This is a genomic window from Serratia marcescens subsp. marcescens ATCC 13880, assembly GCF_017299535.1.
In the GTDB taxonomy this organism is placed as follows: Bacteria; Pseudomonadota; Gammaproteobacteria; order Enterobacterales; family Enterobacteriaceae; genus Serratia; species Serratia marcescens.
The window spans coordinates 1,645,948-1,667,448 of sequence record NZ_CP071238.1; the positions used below are offsets into that span (position 1 = coordinate 1,645,948).

At 48.1% G+C, this 21,501-nt stretch carries 13 protein-coding genes and 1 pseudogene; 13 read left to right on the plus strand and 1 reads right to left on the minus strand.

The window, feature by feature from the left end:
- The first annotated feature begins 6 nt into the window (after positions 1 to 6).
- Positions 7 to 2,022: a right-handed parallel beta-helix repeat-containing protein gene (locus J0F90_RS07830; RefSeq protein WP_080286927.1), complete on the plus strand. Its 2,016-nt coding sequence runs from the start codon at positions 7 to 9 to the stop codon at positions 2,020 to 2,022.
- Between the two features lie 1,067 nt (positions 2,023 to 3,089).
- Here J0F90_RS07830 and J0F90_RS24875 read toward each other — a convergent pair.
- Positions 3,090 to 3,152, minus strand: a complete 63-nt coding sequence (locus tag J0F90_RS24875) for a YXWGXW repeat-containing protein (RefSeq protein WP_151251012.1) — start codon at positions 3,150 to 3,152, stop codon at positions 3,090 to 3,092.
- 95 nt (positions 3,153 to 3,247) lie between these two features.
- On the opposite strand from J0F90_RS24875, the pseudogene J0F90_RS24880 reads away from it, so the two are divergent.
- The 12 genes and pseudogenes from J0F90_RS24880 to J0F90_RS07885 form a co-directional block, all read left to right on the plus strand.
- Positions 3,248 to 3,390 (plus strand): annotated as a pseudogene (locus J0F90_RS24880) (IS3 family transposase); the annotation flags it as partial.
- Positions 3,391 to 4,194: 804 nt separating this feature from the next.
- The gene (locus J0F90_RS07835; RefSeq protein ID WP_033640869.1) at positions 4,195 to 7,206 is read left to right on the plus strand and encodes a beta strand repeat-containing protein; all 3,012 of its coding nucleotides are present in this window, start codon (positions 4,195 to 4,197) and stop codon (positions 7,204 to 7,206) included.
- Positions 7,207 to 7,597: 391 nt separating this feature from the next.
- Positions 7,598 to 9,370, plus strand: a complete 1,773-nt coding sequence (locus tag J0F90_RS07840; protein WP_028127960.1) for a type I secretion system permease/ATPase — start codon at positions 7,598 to 7,600, stop codon at positions 9,368 to 9,370.
- 52 nt (positions 9,371 to 9,422) lie between these two features.
- The gene (locus J0F90_RS07845) at positions 9,423 to 10,754 is read left to right on the plus strand and encodes an HlyD family type I secretion periplasmic adaptor subunit (RefSeq protein WP_016928416.1); all 1,332 of its coding nucleotides are present in this window, start codon (positions 9,423 to 9,425) and stop codon (positions 10,752 to 10,754) included.
- A 2-nt stretch (positions 10,755 to 10,756) separates the two neighbouring features.
- On the plus strand, positions 10,757 to 12,133 hold the full coding sequence (locus J0F90_RS07850; RefSeq protein WP_016928415.1) for a TolC family outer membrane protein: 1,377 nt from the start codon (positions 10,757 to 10,759) through the stop codon (positions 12,131 to 12,133).
- Between the two features lie 273 nt (positions 12,134 to 12,406).
- Positions 12,407 to 13,831, plus strand: a complete 1,425-nt coding sequence (locus J0F90_RS07855) for a mannose-1-phosphate guanylyltransferase/mannose-6-phosphate isomerase (RefSeq protein ID WP_033640868.1) — start codon at positions 12,407 to 12,409, stop codon at positions 13,829 to 13,831.
- Positions 13,832 to 13,843: 12 nt separating this feature from the next.
- A complete protein-coding gene (cpsG, locus tag J0F90_RS07860) occupies positions 13,844 to 15,217 on the plus strand; it encodes a phosphomannomutase CpsG (protein WP_033640867.1) in 1,374 nt (457 codons plus the stop codon).
- Between the two features lie 225 nt (positions 15,218 to 15,442).
- A complete protein-coding gene (galE, locus tag J0F90_RS07865) occupies positions 15,443 to 16,375 on the plus strand; it encodes a UDP-glucose 4-epimerase GalE (RefSeq protein ID WP_227944625.1) in 933 nt (310 codons plus the stop codon).
- Positions 16,376 to 16,857: 482 nt separating this feature from the next.
- Positions 16,858 to 17,763 carry a UTP--glucose-1-phosphate uridylyltransferase GalU gene (galU, locus tag J0F90_RS07870; RefSeq protein ID WP_033640866.1) on the plus strand — a complete coding sequence of 302 codons (906 nt, stop codon included), beginning with the start codon at positions 16,858 to 16,860 and terminating at the stop codon, positions 17,761 to 17,763.
- A 297-nt stretch (positions 17,764 to 18,060) separates the two neighbouring features.
- The gene (locus tag J0F90_RS07875; RefSeq protein WP_033640865.1) at positions 18,061 to 18,828 is read left to right on the plus strand and encodes an ABC transporter permease; all 768 of its coding nucleotides are present in this window, start codon (positions 18,061 to 18,063) and stop codon (positions 18,826 to 18,828) included.
- Entirely contained in the window at positions 18,828 to 19,568 is a 741-nt protein-coding gene (locus J0F90_RS07880) for an ABC transporter ATP-binding protein (protein ID WP_033640864.1), read from the plus strand. The genes J0F90_RS07875 and J0F90_RS07880 overlap by 1 nt, the downstream gene beginning before the upstream one ends.
- Before the next feature lie 30 nt (positions 19,569 to 19,598).
- Positions 19,599 to 21,497, plus strand: a complete 1,899-nt coding sequence (locus J0F90_RS07885; RefSeq protein WP_033640863.1) for a DUF4422 domain-containing protein — start codon at positions 19,599 to 19,601, stop codon at positions 21,495 to 21,497.
- Positions 21,498 to 21,501 lie beyond the last annotated feature (4 nt).

The following is a 21,501-nucleotide window of genomic DNA, read 5'->3' on the forward strand; positions in this document are numbered from 1 at the left end:
GGGAGGATGGAGAGGCGAGAACTTGTAAAAAGCATGCTGCTTGCGGCGGCTGGTGCTTCTGTAGCTGGTATATCTTCAAGTGCTGAAAGCAGTGGTGAGGCCACTTCTAACTCTGTAGGTTTTGATAAGCTGCGCCCTGGCTCATTTAAGAATGATGGGGCTAAAACGATAAAGTTAAGCCCCGAAATGTTTTTTAATGGGAGGAGTTTGGATGGCACCAATCAATCGCTGACAGAAGTTAATATGCAGATACAGCGAGATAGCTATGATAGTTTTGATAAAATGCTACAGCAAGCTAGAGTTCTCTCATCGAATAATATCGTTGAAATTACATTGGGAGGGTATTATAGAGTAAGTAAAGGTAACTTCGAGTTGCCATCCAATTGTCATATTATCGGAGGAGGGACAGTATTTTTAGATAATGAGGAAAGTGATCAGGCTGTTTTTAAGGTTGAGAATAAACAGAACTTTATTTTAAAGAATATCACAATATCTTCATCAAAAACCACCGATTTGTGGGGGAAAACATGCAATGGCATTGAAATTAGAGGGTGTTCAAATTTTGAACTTAGTGGTTTAAACATAAGCTACCGTACAGATGCAATATCAATATCAGATTCATCTCATTTCAGAGTGGAGAATTGTCTTGTTCATAAGTTAGGTGAAGAGGGAATTGCTATTCGTGCCTGCTTCTCATGGCTTGTTTTTAACAATGATATATATGAGCATAATGGTGACGGTATCCTTCTGAAAACAAGTGGGTCCCCATCATATGATGGGAAAATCATTTGTAATAGGATATTTTCCGCTACAGATGCCTTTGGTTTAAAAGGAACTCTGGGGGGAGGTATTACTCTTAACGATGAGAAAACTGGATCCAGTACTACTTTTAGCAATCTTTTAGTGAGCGGTAACTCTATTAGTAATACTTCTTATGGTATTGCTTTTACTAATATTCAAAATCTGAAAGTAGTTGCAAATGATATTGATACGGTAGTTCGATTTGGCATTATCGTCGATAATGCCCTTCACAATAACCCACAGCAATACCCAATTAAAAAAACAATCGTCTCTGGCAATACGGTGAAAAATACAGGCCAAGCCGGGGTGGCATTCTTTAGTGCAAATGGCATCGATGTTCAGAATACCATTATATCTGATAATATTTTAGAAAGGTGTGGGTTGCAAGAGAGTGGCGATTATCCAGCTATTTCTTCTACTAATGCGACAATATCAGCTAATCGTATTAGCGATAGCCGTACTTTACTTAACGCTATGGATAGCATCATTAATGCTAACTTTTTTGCAAGCAGTTTAAAAAAAACAGCAGGTGAAAACATTGCCGATTTTAAGCTCGGAGGCTCCATAAATTTTATAGGTAATATCATTGAAAATAAAGGGATGGGACATATTCGGCTTTTAGATATTTCCAATCTGATTTTTATTGGAAATCAAGTAGAGCTAAGCTCGCCATTCTCTGTTTTCCATCTGGCATCGGCACCTTCAGGAACAGTATTGATTAAAAATAATCATATTCAATCACCCGCTAAGAATGTTTTCACTGGTATGATGACAGCAGCACATATGGTTGATACGGATTTTTCTTCGTTTGGAAATAAAGTGTGCTTATTTGGTGTTCCCAAATATGGTGAGTTTAAAGCCGGCGATAGAGCCATACAGCGCTGTCCTGAACCAGGTATGCCCTCTGAATGGGTATGCATTGAAAGTGGTTCGCCGGGTATTTGGAGTATTGAGAAGTTTGCCAACATAAGTTGTCGCAGTACTCCTCAAAAAATCAATTTGGCTCCTAGTGAAAAAGCAATCATCAAAAGTGTCGCTTTAGGTGCTAAGTCTGGGTGGGCGATCAATTCGTTAGGGTGTTCACTACCTCTGATGCAAGCCTCGCTGAATGCTTCTTTAGATGAAGATGGTGTTGTTACCATTACAGTAAGAAATATTGGTGATGCTCACTTGAATGTAGAAAAAGTCATTTTCAATGTTGTGATCAATAGGGGGTATTAGTCGTGGTGAGTTCTTTTTTTATGAACTGAAGACACTTAGCCCATTTTACTTTCGCTTTACTTCTCCTTCTCCTTTGGTGTCTATATTTTCCTACATTCCTTCTGCTTGCATTTCTATCTTTATTTCATAGTAATCACTCTTTGTATTCCATGATCTATTGGAATTTCCCGGTTGATTTTTTATGAGCATATTCAGGGGTGCGCGCATATATATCTTGGTAAACCATACCATGCATATTTAGATGTCTTCCGACATACTTATTATATCCCTTGAGGAGTTCACCATGCTTAATCTTCCGATTCGTCGAACACAAGAGCATCGCCGTTTTTTATTCCATCGGAGCTGGTGTTTCTGCACTCAGTTATTACAAGCTGAAAGTTAAGTTCGGCGGTATCGAGTCCTTTGATATCAAAAATATGAAAGATATCTAGGGCGAAAACCGTCGGTTGAAACAGCTGTTTTCGAGCCTGAGTTTCGAGAACCTCATAATGAAAATGTATTATTTGTTAAAAACGTTGAAATAAGTGATAAAGCGTGGATTTTAAAATTTTTCAGGTGATTAGCATGCCGAGGCGTCCCTGGAACCATAGAAGCGTTCATCATATCTACCATCTACCATCTACCATCTACCATCTACCATCTACCATCTACCATCTACCATCTACCATCTACCATCTACCATCTACCATCTACCATCTACCATCTACCATCTACCATCTACCATCTACCATCTACCATCTACCATCTACCATCTACCATCTACCATCTACCATCTACCATCTACCATCTACCATCTACCATCTACCATCTACCATCTACCATCTACCATCTACCATCTACCATCTACCATCTACCATCTACCATCTACCATCTACCATCTACCATCTACCATCTACCATCTACCATCTACCATCTACCATCTACCATCTACCATCTACCATCTACCATCTACCATCTACCATCTACCATCTACCATCTACCATCTACCATCTACCATCTACCATCTACCATCTACCATCTACCATCTACCATCTACCATCTACCATCTACCATCTACCATCTACCATCTACCATCTACCATCTACCATCTGCCATCTGCCATCTGCCATCTGCCATCTGCCATCTACCATCTACCATCTGCCATCTGCCATCTGCTTAAGCTCTATTTTTGCCTCATTGGTAAACAACATCTACCGGTGCGTAATTCCGTACTGCACGCGACCTTTCATCATCGAACCAGACCTGTCCCATCGATTCTATGTCTGATGTGCTGACCGCGGCAGACGATTCCGGACTTTCGACGCGATGGATAGTTTTAACCGTGAAGTACTGGCAATAGAAATTCTCCTGAATGGTCCGAAAACGAGGTAAGTAGCCGTGAATACTCCATTGATCGCTTTAACCTGAAGTATCGTATAGCGATATTTGTTCATGACTCAGAGTGAAGCACGCTAATCACAACGCACTGGTTTACGAAATAATGCACTGAGCAGCCTCATTAATCCCTAAGTAACCCGGCATAGGAAAAATACTGGCTGATGGTGAAAAGTCCGTAAATTCCCAAAAGTTCGTAAAACTAAACCGGTATGTTTACTTACTTGCTTAATGCATTTAACAATAGTTTCGGGTTTTTGTGGGAGCCAACACCATGTTACGTATTTAAACTAAAATCAACAGTGCAAGTGATATCCGTTCAGGTTTCTTACTCGAGACTCAATGATAGCCTTGGCTTCAGAGTGGGTATGTTATGACTTATTTGTATGATGTTTAAGGGGATTCCTATTTTATTTTTTTTGTATTTAATTATATATTTGTTTTTTATGTGATTTTAATTTGGTTCCGACCTTCCCTTTGATTTTATTGTGTGAGTGGCCTGACTTGGTGATTGTGGGTGGTTTTTAATTTTAATTTTTAAAATCCATTAAAATTCAACCTGCTATGATTTTTTTATATTTAAATAAAAAAAATCCTACTCCTTGACAAGGGGGGGTTTATGGCCTTTCTTTAGTATGTGTCGCTATGGTTCTGTACGGTTAGGGGGTAAAGCAATCTTTAAGTTAGTTAGAGTATTAGTAGTTATGAGGTTCTTATAACTTCCTGTTTCCCTCATCTTCTTGATTAATAAAGGGACAGGTTTTGCTTAATCAAAAATCTACCTCGAAGGAGGTTTTTATGGCTTCTCTGGCGTTTCAAAAAGAGGCGGCTGCAGTTATGTATGCCGTTCTGGGGCAAAGTGCGGCAAGTTCAACTTATGATAGTGTCGGCGCACAGTTAGAAACAGGCAGCCTTTCAGCTGGCAGTTATGTAACAAGTTTGCTGACCTCCTCTGCTGGTGTGGCGTTATATGCGGGCAAAACGGATTTAGATATTCTGCAGGCGGTGTACACTAAAGCGTATGGAAGTGCGGCTCCAGTTGCAACACTTCAGGCTTTGCTGGCATCTTCTACGCTTGCCGACTCGATTTCTACAGTAGTTTTAAATATTATTAATTATCATGGATTTGACTCCGCAACAACGACATCACAGCTTAACTTCGATTCACAAATTAATAAAATTTTATATCCAGCAACCAGTCCGGCAGCGGCTGCTGGTCCGGGTGCATCGGATGTTCAGGCCATATATCATGTATTGGGGCTGATATCTCAATCGAGCAATGTTAATTTATTCGGTTCACTTATCAACTCAGGGACCAAAACGCTTGTTCAGGTTGCTGATAAATTCGTAGCTGATCGCTCCTATTTGACGTCTTTGAATAACAATGACTTCTTGGCTCGCGTCTTCGCAGCTAGTTATGAGCGGGCACCATCGTCGACCGAGCTTTCGCACTATTTAGGGGAACTGACTGGTGGAAGTTCTCGAGGTCAAATTGTTGCGGAAATCATCACTGCGCTTCGTGGGACGGTCGCTCCTACAGATTCTGTTGCGCAGCAGCATTTTAATGATGCGACGGTTATCTATGCGCAAGGTCAAATCGGTGGTCTTGCAGCTCAGGAACAGGCTGCAGCAGTATATTTGGCAGTTCCTGAGCGCGGTATTGATGCCGGTGCGTTGGATAATTGGAGTAAATACCTTTCATTAAGCACGACGACATACAAAGGGTTTATAAGTAATCTACTGACGTCTGATGAGTTCCAACGTAAAGGTGCACAACTGACTGGTGATAACTTTATCCAACATGTTTACACCGCTGTTCACGGTACTGCAGCTACGGCGGCTCAGCTGGCGCTTTACAGTGCTTTGGGGACTGATAAATCGGTTATTACCCAGGCCATCATTAATGACCTGCGGACTTCAACGACTACTGACGCGGTTACTGTCACTCAGCAGCACGCATTTGAGTTTGATATCGGTACCAGCCTGTTGTACAAAGCCGCGGCTAGCCTGACGACTACAGCCGCCGGCGGTAACGCAACCGGTACCGTCAACACCGGCACGTCGCATCAAATCAGCAACGCCGAAACAGCGGTACTGACGAATGTCCAACTGAACGCCAATGCCGCCAGCACCGTGAACCTGAAGTTCGCCGACCATCTGGCGAATCTGACCATTAACGGCACCAGCGCAGCAACGGTCAACCTGTCTGACAACGGCGTTAATCCAGGCGTAGATATCACCGTCAATAACGGCAACGTCATCTTGAATGCCAGTTCGGGTGCGGATGACGTAGTCGTCACATCGGCGGCAAACATTGCGGCCGGCACGGCGCAGTTTAACCTTGGCGCCGGCAACGACAGCCTGCACTGGGCAGGGAACGGGGTTTCGGGCGGTGCGAACAGCGTGGCCAACACGGTTAAGGCTGACGGCGGCGCGGGTACGGACTCCATCTCCGCCAACTTCATTACCAAAACTGTGGTGACCAACCAGAACGCCCTGGGCGTTCGCACCAGCACAGTGACCAGCAACGCCAATAACTTCTCGAATTTCGAGAAGATCGACCTGACCGGCTATATCGGCAAGTCCGTTGGTACGCTGATTACGACACCGCTGATTGGTTCTCCGACCACCACCAGCGTGACCACGCCAACCAACACCTTTGACTTTGGGCTGACCAACGGTACATCTACGGTTGAAGGCACTACCGGCGGCACGGTTACGCAGAACGCGGCGGCCACTAATCTGGGCACGCAAGGATTTGTGATCTCCGGTCTGGCTAACGTCAACGTCATCAACGCCGCCGGCGGCAACGCCGCGCAGCTGGAAGTGAAAGGGGACGCGACCTCCGCCAGTACGCTGAATTTCACCTTCGTGCAGAACGCCACCGATCACTTCAACATCAACTTCGATGCGGTGAGTTCTGCCAATGTGAATGCAGGCGCCATCACCCTGAACAGCAGCAGCAGCGCCCTGTTGGGTACCGCGCTGAGCACGGTGAACGTGGCCTCAGGCGGTACTGGCAGCTTTGATAACATTCTGTCATTGGCCGGCACTAATGCGCAGGTTCAGACCATCAACGTGACCGGTGATCACGCGCTGGATCTGACCCTGGGCAGCGGTTTCAGCAACGTGCGTGATATCAATGCGTCCACCAATACCGCTGGTCTGAATCTCGACTCCAGCCATGGCGGTACCGGTGACGGTATCATCGTTCAGTTGCTGAACATTCTGCCGCTGAGCGTCATTACCACCAACCTGTTGGCGCCAGTGTTGACGGCGTTAGGTCTGAACGGTTACCAAATGACCGTGGAAGGTTCCAGTGCTGCCGATACCCTGGGCGTGATTGGCAACACCACGCTGACCGGTGGCGCAGGTGCCAACATCTATGACATCAAGGCGAGTAACACCCAGGCGGGTGTGACCATCAAGGACTTTAGCAGCCTTAAAGACAAGATTGTCGATGTTAACCATGGCGGCCTGACTATCTCCAATGACGCCACCGGCACGGCGGTCGCGGACTACGGCACACGTTCCGCAGACACACTGGATGCGCTGTTGGGGACGCTGGTGGGCGGTTTGACCAACGGCGTTATCGGCCTGCTGGGCGGCATTCTCGGTCTGGACAGCAGCAACTCGCTGACGTCGAAAGTGGGTGTGGCATCCGTAGTATTCAGCGGTGGCGGTAATACTGCCAGCTCTTATGTGATTATCGACAACAACGATAACCATGCGCTGGATCTCAACGATACCGTGGTATACCTGACCGGGCAGAACCACCAGCAATTGGTGGATACGCTGCACTACGCGTAAGTAGGGGTTCCAGTGGGAAATAATTCCCATTGAAACTGTTAGCCAATAAATAATACGGGGTGTGTGAACACCCCGTATTCTTTGAATTTTGTGAACCACGTCATTATCTCTGGTTTATTCCCTTTCGTACTAAACTCGCTTTGCCCTGCCTACTATTTACCCTGCTGTTTTCATTCGTTTTTTTCTGTGGTTCGTGAGGCGTTTTTTTTTGCTTACGGCCTTGCTGATATCCGCTTTCTCTACCTATAGTTAGAAAAAGTATCTGCAGTCTCGAGCATGTCTGGGGTGGGGGTTCTTTAGGATTTATTTTATTTTTTCCCTTTTTAGGATTTTCCTTATAAGAGTCCAATGCGGATTTTGACTGACAGTGCACATGATGTAAGGGCAGAAAGTGAATCAATTTATACCGCGCAATGAAATTGCGGATGTTATACGGACTCGCAGTAAGGTTTTTTGGACCGTTGGCATATTTACCGCATTTATTAATTTATTAATGCTAGTTCCTTCTATCTATATGCTCCAGGTTTACGACCGGGTGCTTCCTTCGCGTAATGAAATCACGCTGTTGATGCTGACGCTGATCATGTTGGGCATGTTCGGCATGATGTCGCTGTTGGAATACGTGCGCAGCATGGTGGTGATCCGTATCGGCAGTCAGCTGGATATGCGTCTCAACACACGAGTCTACACTGCGGCCTACGAGGCGAATCTGAAAAACGGTTCTTCCGACGCCGGCCAGATGCTGAGTGACTTGACCAATCTGCGCCAATTCCTCACCGGCAGCGCGCTGTTCGCCTTCTTTGATGCGCCGTGGTTTCCGATCTATCTGTTGGTGATATTCCTGTTTAATCCTTGGTTGGGGCTTTTCGCCCTGGTCGGTGCACTGTTGCTGATCGCATTGGCGGTGATCAACGAAATGGTGTCGAAAAAGCCGCTGGCGGAGGCCAGCAAGCTGTCGATTATGTCCGGTACGCTGGCCAGCACCAATCTGCGAAATGCCGAAGTGATCGAGGCTTTGGGGATGTTGCCTAACCTGAAACGCCGGTGGTTCGGTCTCCACCAGCGGTTTTTGAACAGTCAGCGCATCGCCAGCGAACGGGCATCGCGGGTCACATCGATCACCAAGTTTGTGCGCATGTCGCTGCAATCGCTGGTGCTGGGGCTGGGGGGCTGGCTGGCGATCGATGGGCACATCACGCCCGGTATGATGATCGCCGGCTCCATTCTGATGGGGCGAACGCTGGCGCCGATTGAGCAGGTTATTAACGTCTGGAAGAGCTACAGCGCGGCAAAGCTTTCTTATGGCCGGTTGGTCAAGCTGCTGGAAACGCACCCGCAACGTGGCACCGGTATGTCCTTGCCGCGTCCGGAAGGGGTACTCGCTGTAGAAGGCGTCACCGCCACGCCGCCGGGCTCCAAAGGCGATGCGGTATTGCATAACGTGACTTTTGCCATCCAGCCCGGTGACGTGCTGGGGATCATTGGCCCGAGCGCGTCGGGGAAATCGACGCTGGCGCGTTTGCTGGTCGGCATTTGGCCGGTCAGTGAAGGGATTGTTCGGTTGGATAATGCCGACATCTATCAATGGAACAAGGATGAATTGGGGCCGTATATCGGCTATCTGCCGCAGGACATTGAGCTGTTTGCCGGGACTATCGCCGAGAATATCGCTCGCTTTAACGATATCGATTCAGAGAAAGTCATTGAAGCCGCTAAGCTGGCCGGTGTGCACGAACTGATCCTGCGTTTCCCTAACGGCTACGATTCGGTGCTCGGCAACGGTGGCGCTGGGTTGTCCGGTGGACAGAAACAGCGTATCGGCCTGGCGCGCGCATTGTACGGCGACCCTTCGCTGGTGGTATTGGATGAGCCTAACTCCAATCTGGATGATGCGGGCGAGAAAGCGTTGAACCAGGCCATTATGTTCCTCAAGCAACGTAATAAAACGGTGGTTCTGATTACCCATCGCACCAATTTGCTGTCGATGACCAGCAAGTTGTTACTGTTGGTGAATGGCAACGTCAACGCGTTCGGCCCGACTCAACAAGTGCTTCAGGCGTTGGCCAATGCGCAAAAAGCGCAGACGCAACAGCCTCAGCAAGCGGTGAGGGCGGTAAATTCTGAGCCGGATGAAGGCAACATCCCAAAAACGCAAATTAATTAAGCCGTGAATTGCCTGATGGCTTCATTGCCGTCCGCAGTGTAAAGGAGTTGGTATGTCGACGCATATTGGCGAGCCGCAAGACTCGTATATTGAAGAGATCCCGCAGGATGAACGGCGGTTTACCCGGATGGGCTGGCTGGTAGTGGGAATTGGTCTGTTCGGATTTTTGGCCTGGGCAGCGTTCGCGCCTCTGGATAAAGGGGTGGCATCACCGGGATCGGTAACCGTTTCCGGCAACCGCAAAACGGTGCAGGCCCCGGCCAGCGGCATCATCAAGAATATCGCGGTGAAAGACGGCGACAAGGTGAAAGCCGGTGAGGTTCTGGTGCAATTGAGCCAGGTGCAGGCGCAGGCTCAGGTTGATTCGCTGCGCGATCAGTACTACACCACGCTGGCCACCGAAGGGCGTTTACTGGCTGAACGCGATGGTCTGAGCAAGGTCACTTTTTCCCCTGTTTTCACCCAGGTTAAGGATCAGCCGCGCGTGGCCGAAATCATCGCGTTGCAAACGCAGCTGTTCGCCTCTCGCCGCCAGGGGCTGCAAAGTGAAATTGACGGTTATAAGCAGTCGATGGATGGGATCCGCTTCCAGTTGAAAGGCCTGCAGGATTCGCGCGCCAACAAGCAGATCCAACTTTCCAGCCTGCGTGAGCAGATGAACAGCATGAAGCAACTGGCGGCGGACGGTTATTTGCCGCGCAATCGTTATCTGGAAGTCCAGCGCCAGTTCGCTGAGGTGAACAGCAGCATCGATGAAACCATCGGGCGGATTGGTCAATTGCAAAAGCAGCTGCAGGAATCTCAGCAGCGCATCGATCAACGCTTCGCCGACTATCAGCGCGAGGTCAGGACGCAACTGGCGCAAACCCAAATGGACGCCAGCGAGTTCCGCAACAAGCTGCAAATGGCCGACTTCGATCTGGGCAACACCGCCATCATCTCACCGGTGGATGGCACCGTGGTCGGATTGAATATTTTCACTCAGGGGGGCGTCGTGGGAGCGGGTGACCACCTGATGGACGTTGTGCCCAGCCAGGCGACGCTGGTGGTGGATTCTCGCCTGAAAGTCGATTTGATCGACAAGGTGTACAACGGGTTGCCGGTGGATCTGATGTTTACCGCCTTCAACCAAAACAAAACCCCGAAAATTCCGGGGACGGTCACGTTGGTTTCCGCCGACCGCCTGGTCGACAAATCCAATGGAGAACCTTACTACCAGATGCAGGTCACGGTCTCGCCGGAGGGCATGAAGATGCTCAGTGGCGAGGACATCAAGCCGGGGATGCCGGTCGAGGTGTTCGTGAAAACGGGCTCGCGCTCGCTGCTGAGCTATCTGTTTAAACCTATTTTGGATCGCGCTCATACTTCATTAACCGAGGAATAATTTTGATTCAATCAAAACGACAGGCTGCCGGTCTGGTTATCGGCACCCTTTTGTTTGCGATATCTGCGCCGGTTTATTCGATAGGGATTTTAGACGCATATTCGCTGGCATTAGAAAAGGACCCGACCTTCCGGGCGGCTATAAAAGAGAAAGAAGCGGGAGATGAGAACGAAAACATCGGTAGGGCGGGGCTGCTGCCGAAGGTGTCGTTGAACTATCAGAATTCACCGCGCAATTGGCAGACGCAAAAATATCCGCAGAGCGACTTTTTCGGCAATGTTTCGGAGGTCACCCGGCGGCAGCAATATCGCAGTTATTCCAGTTCGATCACGCTGACGCAGCCGCTGTTCGACTATGAAGCGTACGCGCGCTACAAAGCAGGCGTGGCGCAGACGATGATGTCGGACGAGCGCTATCGCGGCAAGTTGCTGGATCTTGCGGTTAGGGTGATTAACGCCTATGTCGAAGTGGCCTATTCCAAGGATCAAATCGCGTTGGCCGAAGCGCAAAAGGCGGCTTACAAGGAACAGTTGACCTTGAACGATCGCCTGATGAGCGCCGGAGAAGGCACCATTACCGACGTATCGGAAACCCAGGCGCGCTACAGCCTGGCCGAAGCGCAGGTAATCGAAGCGCGCGATGCGCTGGACGCCGCCCAGCGCGAATTGGAAGTGATTATCGGCATGCCGCTGAACCAACTGGATGAATTGCAGGTTTTGCGTCCGGGCAAGTTTAAGGTGGCGCCGCTGATCCCGTCCAAGTTCGAAGAGTGGCAAAAGATCGCGCTGGAGAACAACCCGGTGTTGGCCGCGTCACGTCATGGCGTGGACGCCGCCAAGTATGATGTCGAAAGGAATCGTGCGGGCTTTATGCCTCAGGTTCAGCTGTATGCTTCGCATTCGGAAAACGACTCCAGCAGCGATAATACGGTTAACCAGAAATACCGTACCGACAGCATCGGCGTGCAGGTCAGCATGCCTATTTATTCCGGCGGCGGCGTTTCGGCGTCGACCCGGCAGGCGGCGGCGCGCTATGGCCAGGCGATGTATGAAATGGATGCACAGACGGGCACCACGCTCAACGATCTGCGCAAGCAATACAATTTGTGCATCAGCAGCCGCGCCAAGGTGGCGGCCTACGAGTTGGCGGTACAATCGGCTACTACACAGGTGACGGCGACTCGGCAGAGCGTACTGGCCGGGCAACGCGTCAACGTCGATGTGCTCAACGCCGAACAGCAGCTCTATAGCGCCCAGCGCGATCTGGCTTCCGCCAAATACGCCTACATCAAATCATGGATCACCTTGCTGAGCGATTCAGGTACGTTGGATGAAAAAGATGTTATGCGGGTCGCGCAGTATTTTGCCCGCAGTCGCTAGCAACATATTCACTATGAGCATTAATCTGAAAGAGCAGCGCTATGCTGCTCTTTTTTACGTTAATGCGTTATGTTATCGGTTGGTAGTTCCTCCTGTGTTTTTACTCGCCTGGTTTATTTCTAAACATAATTCCTGACAAAGGGCGGTAGGTTAGGGGAATTTATACTTTTAGCAAAATGTAGCGATTGGTCGACGATCGTACGAATTTTAGAATGATGCTGCTGATGAGTGGCGTCGTCCTTATAAGAACGATGACTGAGTAAAGGGTAGATAATGTCCAAACTAATTCCTGTGGTGATGGCCGGCGGTACTGGGAGCCGTCTGTGGCCGATGTCGCGAGAATCGTTCCCTAAACAGTTTCTTTCTATTGATGACAGTGGGATGAGCCTGCTGCAACAGACGTTACAGCGATTGTCGGGGCTGGCTGGTATTGAAATTGCCGCTCCTTTGGTCATTTGCAATGAGGAACACCGTTTTTTGGTTGCTGAGCAATTGCGTGAAATCGGACAATTAGCGACCAATATTATTTTAGAGCCTGTAGGGCGCAATACCGCGCCGGCAGTGGCGTTAGCCGCTCATCTTGCTGCTGAAGAAGACGAAGGCAGCATGCTCTTGGTGCTGGCTGCGGATCATCTGATCACGAAGGTCGATAATTTCCACGCGGCTATCCAGACGGCTATCTCGTTTGCAGGCAATAACCATCTGGTCACATTTGGCATTATTCCGGAACATCCGGAAACCGGGTACGGCTACATCAAACGCGGCAGTCACCTGTCCAATGATTGTTTCAAAGTTGATTCGTTCGTTGAAAAGCCTCGTTTGGAGAAAGCGATCGAATACCTCGCCTGTGGTGATTATAGCTGGAACAGCGGTATGTTCATGTTCAAGACCGCCAAGTTCCTGCAGGAACTGCGGCAGTTTAGTCCTGAAATTTTCAGCGCAACGCAGCAGTCTGTGATTAACAGTCAGCGCGACATGAATTTTATCCGGGTTGAGCAAGACATCTTCAAACACTGTCCAAGTGATTCCATCGACTATGCGGTGATGGAAAAAACGCGTGATGCCGTAGTGATTCCCATTGATGCCGGCTGGAGCGACGTCGGCTCCTGGTCTTCATTGTGGGAGGTTTCCGAAAAAGATCCGTTGGGCAATGTCAATGTGGGCGACATTATCTCGATCGATTCCAATGACAACTACATTTCCTCTGAGTCCGCGCTGGTGGCGACCATTGGGTTGGAAAACCTGATCGTGGTCAACACCAATGATGCCTTGCTGATCGCTCACAAGGACAGAGTGCAGGATGTGAAGAAAGTGGTTGATGAGCTTAAAAAGCGCAATCTTCATCATTTTCGCCAGCATTCCACCGCCTACCGGCCTTGGGGCAAGATTTGCGACATCGACAGCGGCACGCACTTCCAGGTGAAGAAAATTATTGTGCGGCCAGGGGAGGGGTTGTCGGTGCAACGCCATCTCCACCGTGCCGAGCATTGGATCGTCGTGAGTGGGACAGCAAGAGTTAACGTTGATGATCAAGAGTTTTTCTTGTCGGAAAATCAGTCTACCTTCATTCCCGCGGGCAGTGTCCATACGCTAGAAAACCCGGGAAAAATCGATTTGGAAATGATCGAGGTCAGGTCGGGGCGCTATCTGGAAGAAGATGATATTGAGCGTTTGCAAGATCGCTATGGCAGAGTTTAATAGGGTTTGGTAATGCAAAAATTGACGTGTTTTAAAGCTTATGACATCCGGGGAAAGCTGGGCGAAGAGCTGAACGAGGACATCGCGTATCGTATTGGGCGCGCCTACGGCGAGTTTTTGCAGCCTAAAACCATCGTATTGGGCAGCGATGTGCGGCTGACCAGTGAAAGCCTGAAACTGGCGCTGGCGAAAGGTTTACAGGATTCAGGCACTGATGTGATAGACATCGGTTTAACCGGTACCGAAGAAATCTATTTCGCCACAACCTATTTAAAAACCGATGGTGGCGTGGAAGTGACCGCCAGCCATAATCCTATCGATTACAACGGCATGAAGTTGGTGCGCGAAGGCTCTCGCCCAATCAGCGGCGATACCGGGCTACGAGCGATTCAAGAACTGGCGGAGAAAAATCACTTTCAGGCGCCGGCAGCAACGCGCGGTAGCTATGTCCGCCAGGACGTATTGGGGGCTTATGTAGAGCACATACTGTCTTACGTTGACGTGAAAAACTTCAAGCCGTTGAAGCTGGTGCTCAACTCGGGCAACGGTGCGGCAGGGCATGTGATTGATGCCATCGAGGCGCAACTCAAGGTGCGGGGCGTGCCGTTGGAGTTTATCAAGGTGCATCACCAGCCGGACGGGGCTTTCCCTAACGGTATTCCCAACCCTTTGCTGCCTGAGTGTCGCGCGGATACCGCCGATGCGGTGCGTGAGCATGGCGCTGATATGGGGATCGCGTTCGACGGCGATTTCGATCGCTGCTTCCTGTTCGATGAAAAAGGCGATTTCATTGAGGGTTATTACATCGTCGGCTTGCTGGCGGAGGCCTTCCTGCAGAAACAGCCTGGAGCGAAGATCATCCACGATCCGCGTCTGAGTTGGAATACCGTCGATGTGGTCACCGATGCGGGGGGCGTGCCCGTGATGTCGAAAACCGGCCATGCCTTCATTAAGGAACGCATGCGTGCGGAAGACGCCATTTATGGCGGCGAGATGAGCGCCCACCACTATTTCCGCGATTTTGCTTATTGTGACAGCGGCATGATCCCGTGGCTGTTGGTTGCTGAACTGGTCAGTGTGAAGGGACAAACTCTGGGGCAACTGGTACAAGATCGCATTGCCGCCTACCCGTCTTCCGGTGAGATCAATATCAAACTGGCACAGCCGGCCGTGTCCATTGAAAGCGTCAAGCAATACTATTTGGCGCAAGCGGATGAGGTAAACTATACCGATGGCATCAGCATGTCGTTCGCAAACTGGCGTTTCAACCTGCGTTCCTCCAATACGGAACCTGTGGTGCGTCTTAATGTCGAATCGCGCGCCGATGTTGCGCTGATGCAAGCGAAGACCGACGAGATTTTAGCGTTGCTCGGTGCACAAGTTTAACGCTTAATACATTGAATAGTCTTGGATGAGAGCGGTTTACCGCTCTCTCTTCATGGAATGCTCAGAAGGTTGTATGATGCGCTCGGTATCGATGAGGGCATTTTTGTCGAATCAAGAATGTTGCCGAAGTATAAGGGGAGTGATATGGCAATTTTAGTTACCGGTGGTGCTGGTTACATCGGATCACACACCGTGCTATCGCTCCTGGAGCGTGGTTAGGACGTTGTGGTGTTGGATAATTTGTCCAACTCATCTGCGGAGTCATTGCAGCGGGTGGAGAAACTGTCGGGGAAAGCCGCAGAGTTTCATCAGGGAGACGTTCAGGATGTCGAATGCCTGCATCGCATCTTTGGCGCTCATGAGATCACTGCCGTGATCCATTTTGCCGGTCTTAAGGCGGTAGGGGAGTCAACGCGCAAGCCGCTGGAGTATTATCAGAATAACGTTACCGGCACGCTGGTTTTGTTGGATGCTATGCGTCGTGCCGGCGTGCACGACTTTATCTTTAGCTCTTCTGCCACTGTCTATGGTGCCAATTCGCCGGTGCCTTATGTGGAGACGACACCGATCGGTGGGACAACCAGCCCTTATGGGACATCAAAGTTGATGGTGGAGCAGATCCTGCAAGATTTTGCTAAAGCAGAGCCTCAGTTCTCGATTATCGCCTTGCGTTATTTTAATCCGGTAGGTGCTCACGAGTCCGGTTTGATTGGTGAAGATCCCAATGGCATTCCCAATAACCTGCTGCCGTACATCTCACAAGTGGCTATCGGCAAGCTGGAGAGGCTGGGTATTTTCGGTGGGGATTATCCGACAAACGATGGAACGGGAGAACGCGATTACATCCATGTCATGGATCTGGCCGAAGGCCACCTGAAGGCGATGGATCATCTGCCAAAGATCAATGGATTTAAGGCCTACAACCTTGGGGCTGGCGTAGGGCATTCGGTGCTGGCGATGGTTCAGGCGTTTGAGAAAGCGTCCGGGGTAACGATCCCTTACCAAATCTTGCCGCGTCGCGACGGTGATCTGCCCGCCTTCTGGGCGAATGCCGATCTGGCTTATCAGGAGCTGGGATGGAAAGTCAGTCGAGGCATTGATGATATGATGCGCGATACTTGGAATTGGCAGAAGAAAAATCCTCAAGGGTATAAGTAAGAAAACTGATATAAAGTTAAGCAACGAAAAGCCCACATCTTGATGTGGGCTTTTCGTTGTTGGCCATGGAGATATCGAGTAACATAGATTTTGTAATTAATAATCATTCTCAATAATCCGGTGTTTTTTATTAGCGTGCTTATTATATTTTGTTTTTTGGTCGCTCCCACCTTACTCAGGCAAAAACAGTGCCAGGCATCAGAAGACTTTTAGGGCAAGCTCGAAAGTGTCTATGATTTTTTTTATTATTATTCAATGTGTTGTTTTTTTTCTTGGTGGCTGGTGGTTACTGCATAGACAAATGAAGTTTTGTCTATGTGGCGTTAATGTATTAACTTCCTACATGAGTGTATAATTCGGCCCGAAGAAAATAGAGATCCCTTGGTCGCATAATCGAGGGCGGTGATAGCGCCGAAGCGTTATCGCGATAATTTTTACATGTTGCATTAATGAAACTGAAGTCGTTGGGAGCCCCCACAGATATGCTGAAAGCTGTCATTCCCGTTGCCGGTCTTGGTACCCGCATGTTACCGGCCACGAAGGCGATTCCTAAGGAAATGCTGCCGGTAGTAGATAAACCTCTTATCCAATACATCGTAAATGAATGCGTCGCTGCCGGTATTAAAGAGATTATTCTGGTCACGCATTCGTCAAAAAATGCCATTGAAAACCATTTCGACACCTCATTTGAATTGGAAAGCATGCTGGAATCACGCGTCAAGCGCCAGCTGCTGGAAGAAGTTCAGTCTATCAGCCCGAAAGGCGTGACCTTGATGCATGTGCGGCAAGGGCAATCTAAAGGATTGGGCCATGCAGTACTCTGTGCCAGACCTCTGATCGGTGATGCGCCGTTTGCCGTGTTGCTACCGGACGTGCTGATGGACGATATCGCCTCTGATCTGACGAAAGATAACCTCGCCAGCATGATTGCTGAATTCGAAGCGCGTGGTCGCAGTCAGATTATGGTTGAACCTGTGCCAGAAAAAGACGTATCTAAATACGGCGTGGTCGATTGCCGCGGCGCGGCCGTGGCGCCAGGCCAAAGCGTGCCGATGCATGCTATCGTCGAAAAACCCTCTCAGGAAGAGGCTCCTTCGAATTTGGCCGTCGTCGGCCGTTATGTTTTGACGGCTGATATCTGGCCGCTGCTGGAAAAAACGCCTTATGGTGCTGGCGGTGAGATCCAGCTTACCGATGCTATCGCCATGTTGATGGAGCAACAACCGGTTGAGGCTTTCGCCATGGTTGGGCGCTCTCATGATTGTGGTGATAAATTAGGTTATATGAAGGCCTTTGTTGAGTATGGTCTTCGCCATCCGACGCAGGGTGAAGCATTTTCTGAGTGGTTGAAGGGGGATGCTGCAGGCTTAAGCGTCTGCTGTACCTGACGAATACAGCCGATTCCTAAAGTAAAATGGATTGGCTGGATGTAACTTGAGGGCAGGCTACACGCGCTCATCGTGGTGTGTAGCGAACCGGGTGCAGGAAGTTTTCCCGGTTATGAAGTAAAATCAACAGGTTGTTTTAAGTGTGCTCTGGTTGCCACAACGCCAGGGGCGGTAGCGTGGCTGCGATGAGCTCAGAAAGGCATGCTGCCCGTCATGCCACCCAGGCTACGCTGGACCTGAAGACGTACGGCCATGTTTCATCTGTCAGGGAATTTCAATCTTAAATCGAGTTTTTATATGAAGTATAGCTTAGGTTATCTTTGGGATTTGGCTTCGGTCATCACAGAGAAAGAATTAAAAGTAAGATATAAAAGCAGCTTCTTTGGCTATTTATGGTCAATTGCTAATCCATTACTCTTTGCTATGATCTACTATTTTATTTTTAAATTGGTCATGCGGGTTCAAATACCAAACTATACCGTTTTTATTATTACAGGTCTGTTCCCTTGGCAGTGGTTTGCCAGTTCAACGACTAACTCTTTATATTCGTTTATTGCTAACGCGCAGATTATCAAAAAAACCGTATTTCCACGCTCGGTCATTCCTTTTAGTAATGTTCTGATGGAGTGCCTGCATTTCCTTTGTACGATTCCGGTTATTATTGTTTTCCTCTATGTTTATGATATGCGTCCATCGATTGATTGGCTGTGGGGAGTCCCACTTATCGGTATTGCGCAGATGATGATGACTTTCGGGATCGCGATGATGCTGTCAACGCTGAACCTTTTCTTCCGCGATCTGGAGCGTTTCATTACGCTGGGTATCATGTTGATGTTTTATTGCACGCCAATTCTGTACTCCGGTGATATGATTCCCCAAGAATATCGCTTTATGGTTGATTACAATCCGTTGGCTAACATGATACTGAGTTGGCGCGATCTGTTTATGAATGGGGTTATTGATTATCACCAAATCGGTATGCTCTACGGATATGCGCTGCTGTTCATTATCGTTGGTGTCAGCATTTTCAATAAGTTGAAGTACAGATTTGCAGAGATATTATAATGAGCGTAGCTATAGAATTTAAAAATGTCACTAAGCGCTATCCATTATACCATCATATTGGATCTGGCATTAAGGAGCTGATTTTTAATCCTCGTCGGGCGCTGAGTTTGCTCAGTGGGCGCAGTTATTTGGCGATCGAGGATATCTGTTTCCAGGTGCAAAAAGGAGAGTCCGTTGCTCTCATTGGCCGAAACGGCGCGGGGAAAAGTACGTCGCTTGGTTTGGTCGCTGGCGTGATGAAACCGTCTTCCGGTTCTGTTCATGTCGTTGGCCGGGTGGCTTCCATGCTGGAATTGGGCGGTGGGTTCCATCCGGAACTGACCGGCAGAGAGAATATCCGATTGAATGCCACGCTGTTGGGCCTTCGTCGTAAAGAATTAAAACAACGCCTGGATAAGATTATCGAGTTCTCCGAGTTGGGGGAATTTATCGATGAACCAATCCGAGTATACTCCAGCGGTATGCTGGCGAAGCTGGGGTTCTCAGTCATTACGCAAGTTGATCCGGATATCCTGATTATTGATGAAGTGTTGGCTGTAGGGGATATTGCGTTTCAACGCAAATGTATAAAAACGATCAACGAATTTAAGAGCAAGGGCGTTACTATTCTTTTTGTTAGCCACAATCTTGAAGATGTCGAGAAAATTTGTGATAAGGTCATTTGGATTGAAAACCATAAAATGAAAGCCATGGGTGATGCTCACTCTATTATCTCTCAGTATAAGACAGCAATGGCCTAAATTTATAAATATGACTACTAGGTAATTCAAATGAAAAGTATTAAGATATACACTTGTCACCATAAACCAAGTGCTTTTCTTGACTCCACGTTGGTTCAGCCCATCCATGTTGGAAAAGCGAATAGTCTCAATGAAATTGGCTGTCCAGGTGACGATACTGGCGATAACATCTCGTTCAAGAATCCATTTTATTGCGAACTGACTGCACATTATTGGGCGTGGAAAAATGCAGAACCGGCTGATTATGTTGGGTTTATGCATTATCGACGCCATTTTAATTTCTCAAAAGATCAAAACCTCCAAGAAGATAATTGGGGGGTTATCAACTATGAGAAAATTGACGAAACTTATCATAAACAGTTTGGTCTGAATGATGAGGATATCGCTCAGTGTTTAACTGATGTTGATATTATCTTGCCAAAAAAATGGGATGTCAGTGCGGCAGGTAGCAAAAATAACTATCAGCATTACAAAGTATCTAATTATTTGCATATTGAAGATTACGATGCAGCTTTAAAAATTATTGATGAATTCTATCCAGAGTATAAAACTGCAGCTGATAAATTTAATAATGCATCGGATGGTTATTATACAAATATGTTCGTGATGAAAAAGGACATGTTTGATGACTACTCCTCTTGGTTGTTTTCTATTTTAGATAAGCTTGAGTCGAAACTTAGGTTCAAAAACTACAATGCTCAAGAGAAACGGGTGGTTGGGCATATTTCCGAACGCTTACTGAACATTTATGTTGAATATCAAGCTAGTAAACGCAACTTCAAAATAAAAGAATTACAGCGAACCTTCATTCAACAAGAAACTTTTACCGCCACACTGAAACCGGCCTTTGCCGAGAACAATGTGCCGGTAGTCATCTGCTTTGATGATAACTACGCAATTAGTGGCGCAGCATTGATTAACTCTATTATCAAGCATGCCAATCCAGAGCTGAATTATGACGTGGTAGTGTTAGAGAACGGCGTTTCGCTGGCGAGCAAAAAGCGCTTCTTCTCGATGGTATCTGAGCATAATAATATTAAGCTTCGCTTCTTTGATGTTAATGCGTTTTCCGAGATAAAAAGCGTCTTTACACGAGCACATTTCAGTGCAGCGACCTATGCACGCCTGTTTATTCCTAAGCTTTTTGCCGAGTTTGACAAAGTTATTTTTATCGACTCGGATACCGTAGTGGAAAGTGATCTCTCCGAATTGCTGGCTGTACCGCTAGGCGATAACCTGGTCGCGGCGGTTAAAGACATCGTGATGGAAGGATTTGTCTTGTTTGGCGCAATGTCGCAGTCCAGCGATGGCGTGATGCCGGCGAAGGAATATCTGTCAACTTCATTGGGAATGACGGATCCGAACGGTTATTTCCAGGCGGGCATCTTAGTGTTTAACATTAAGCAGATGAACCAGGAGAAGACGTTCTCCAGCCTGATGGATGCAATGAAAAGCAAAACCTATTGGTTCCTCGACCAAGACATAATGAATAAAGTTTTCCATGGTCGTGTCCATTATTTGCCACTGGAGTGGAATGTTTATCATGGCAATGGAAATACAGATGATTTCTTCCCGAACTTGCCATTTTCGACCTATATGCGTTTTCTCGATGCGCGCAGCAAGCCTAAAATGATCCATTTCGCAGGTGAGAACAAACCATGGAACACGCGTCATGTGGATTTCTTCGATAATTACCACAAAAATGTCGTAGAAACACCTTGGGCTCTGGAGGCTTATGAGCGTTTGGTTGGTTCGAGCATCTCCTCGCGTACTGTGCCGCAAGTTGTAAGTGCACCGGTCGTGCTGTTTCAAACCAAAGTGAAACGAGCCTTGATGCCCATGGTTAACAAGATGGCACCTAAAGGCACTTCACGTCGCAATTTTATGACTAAGTATTATTACAAAGTTAGACGTGCAATTATTGGATGATTTG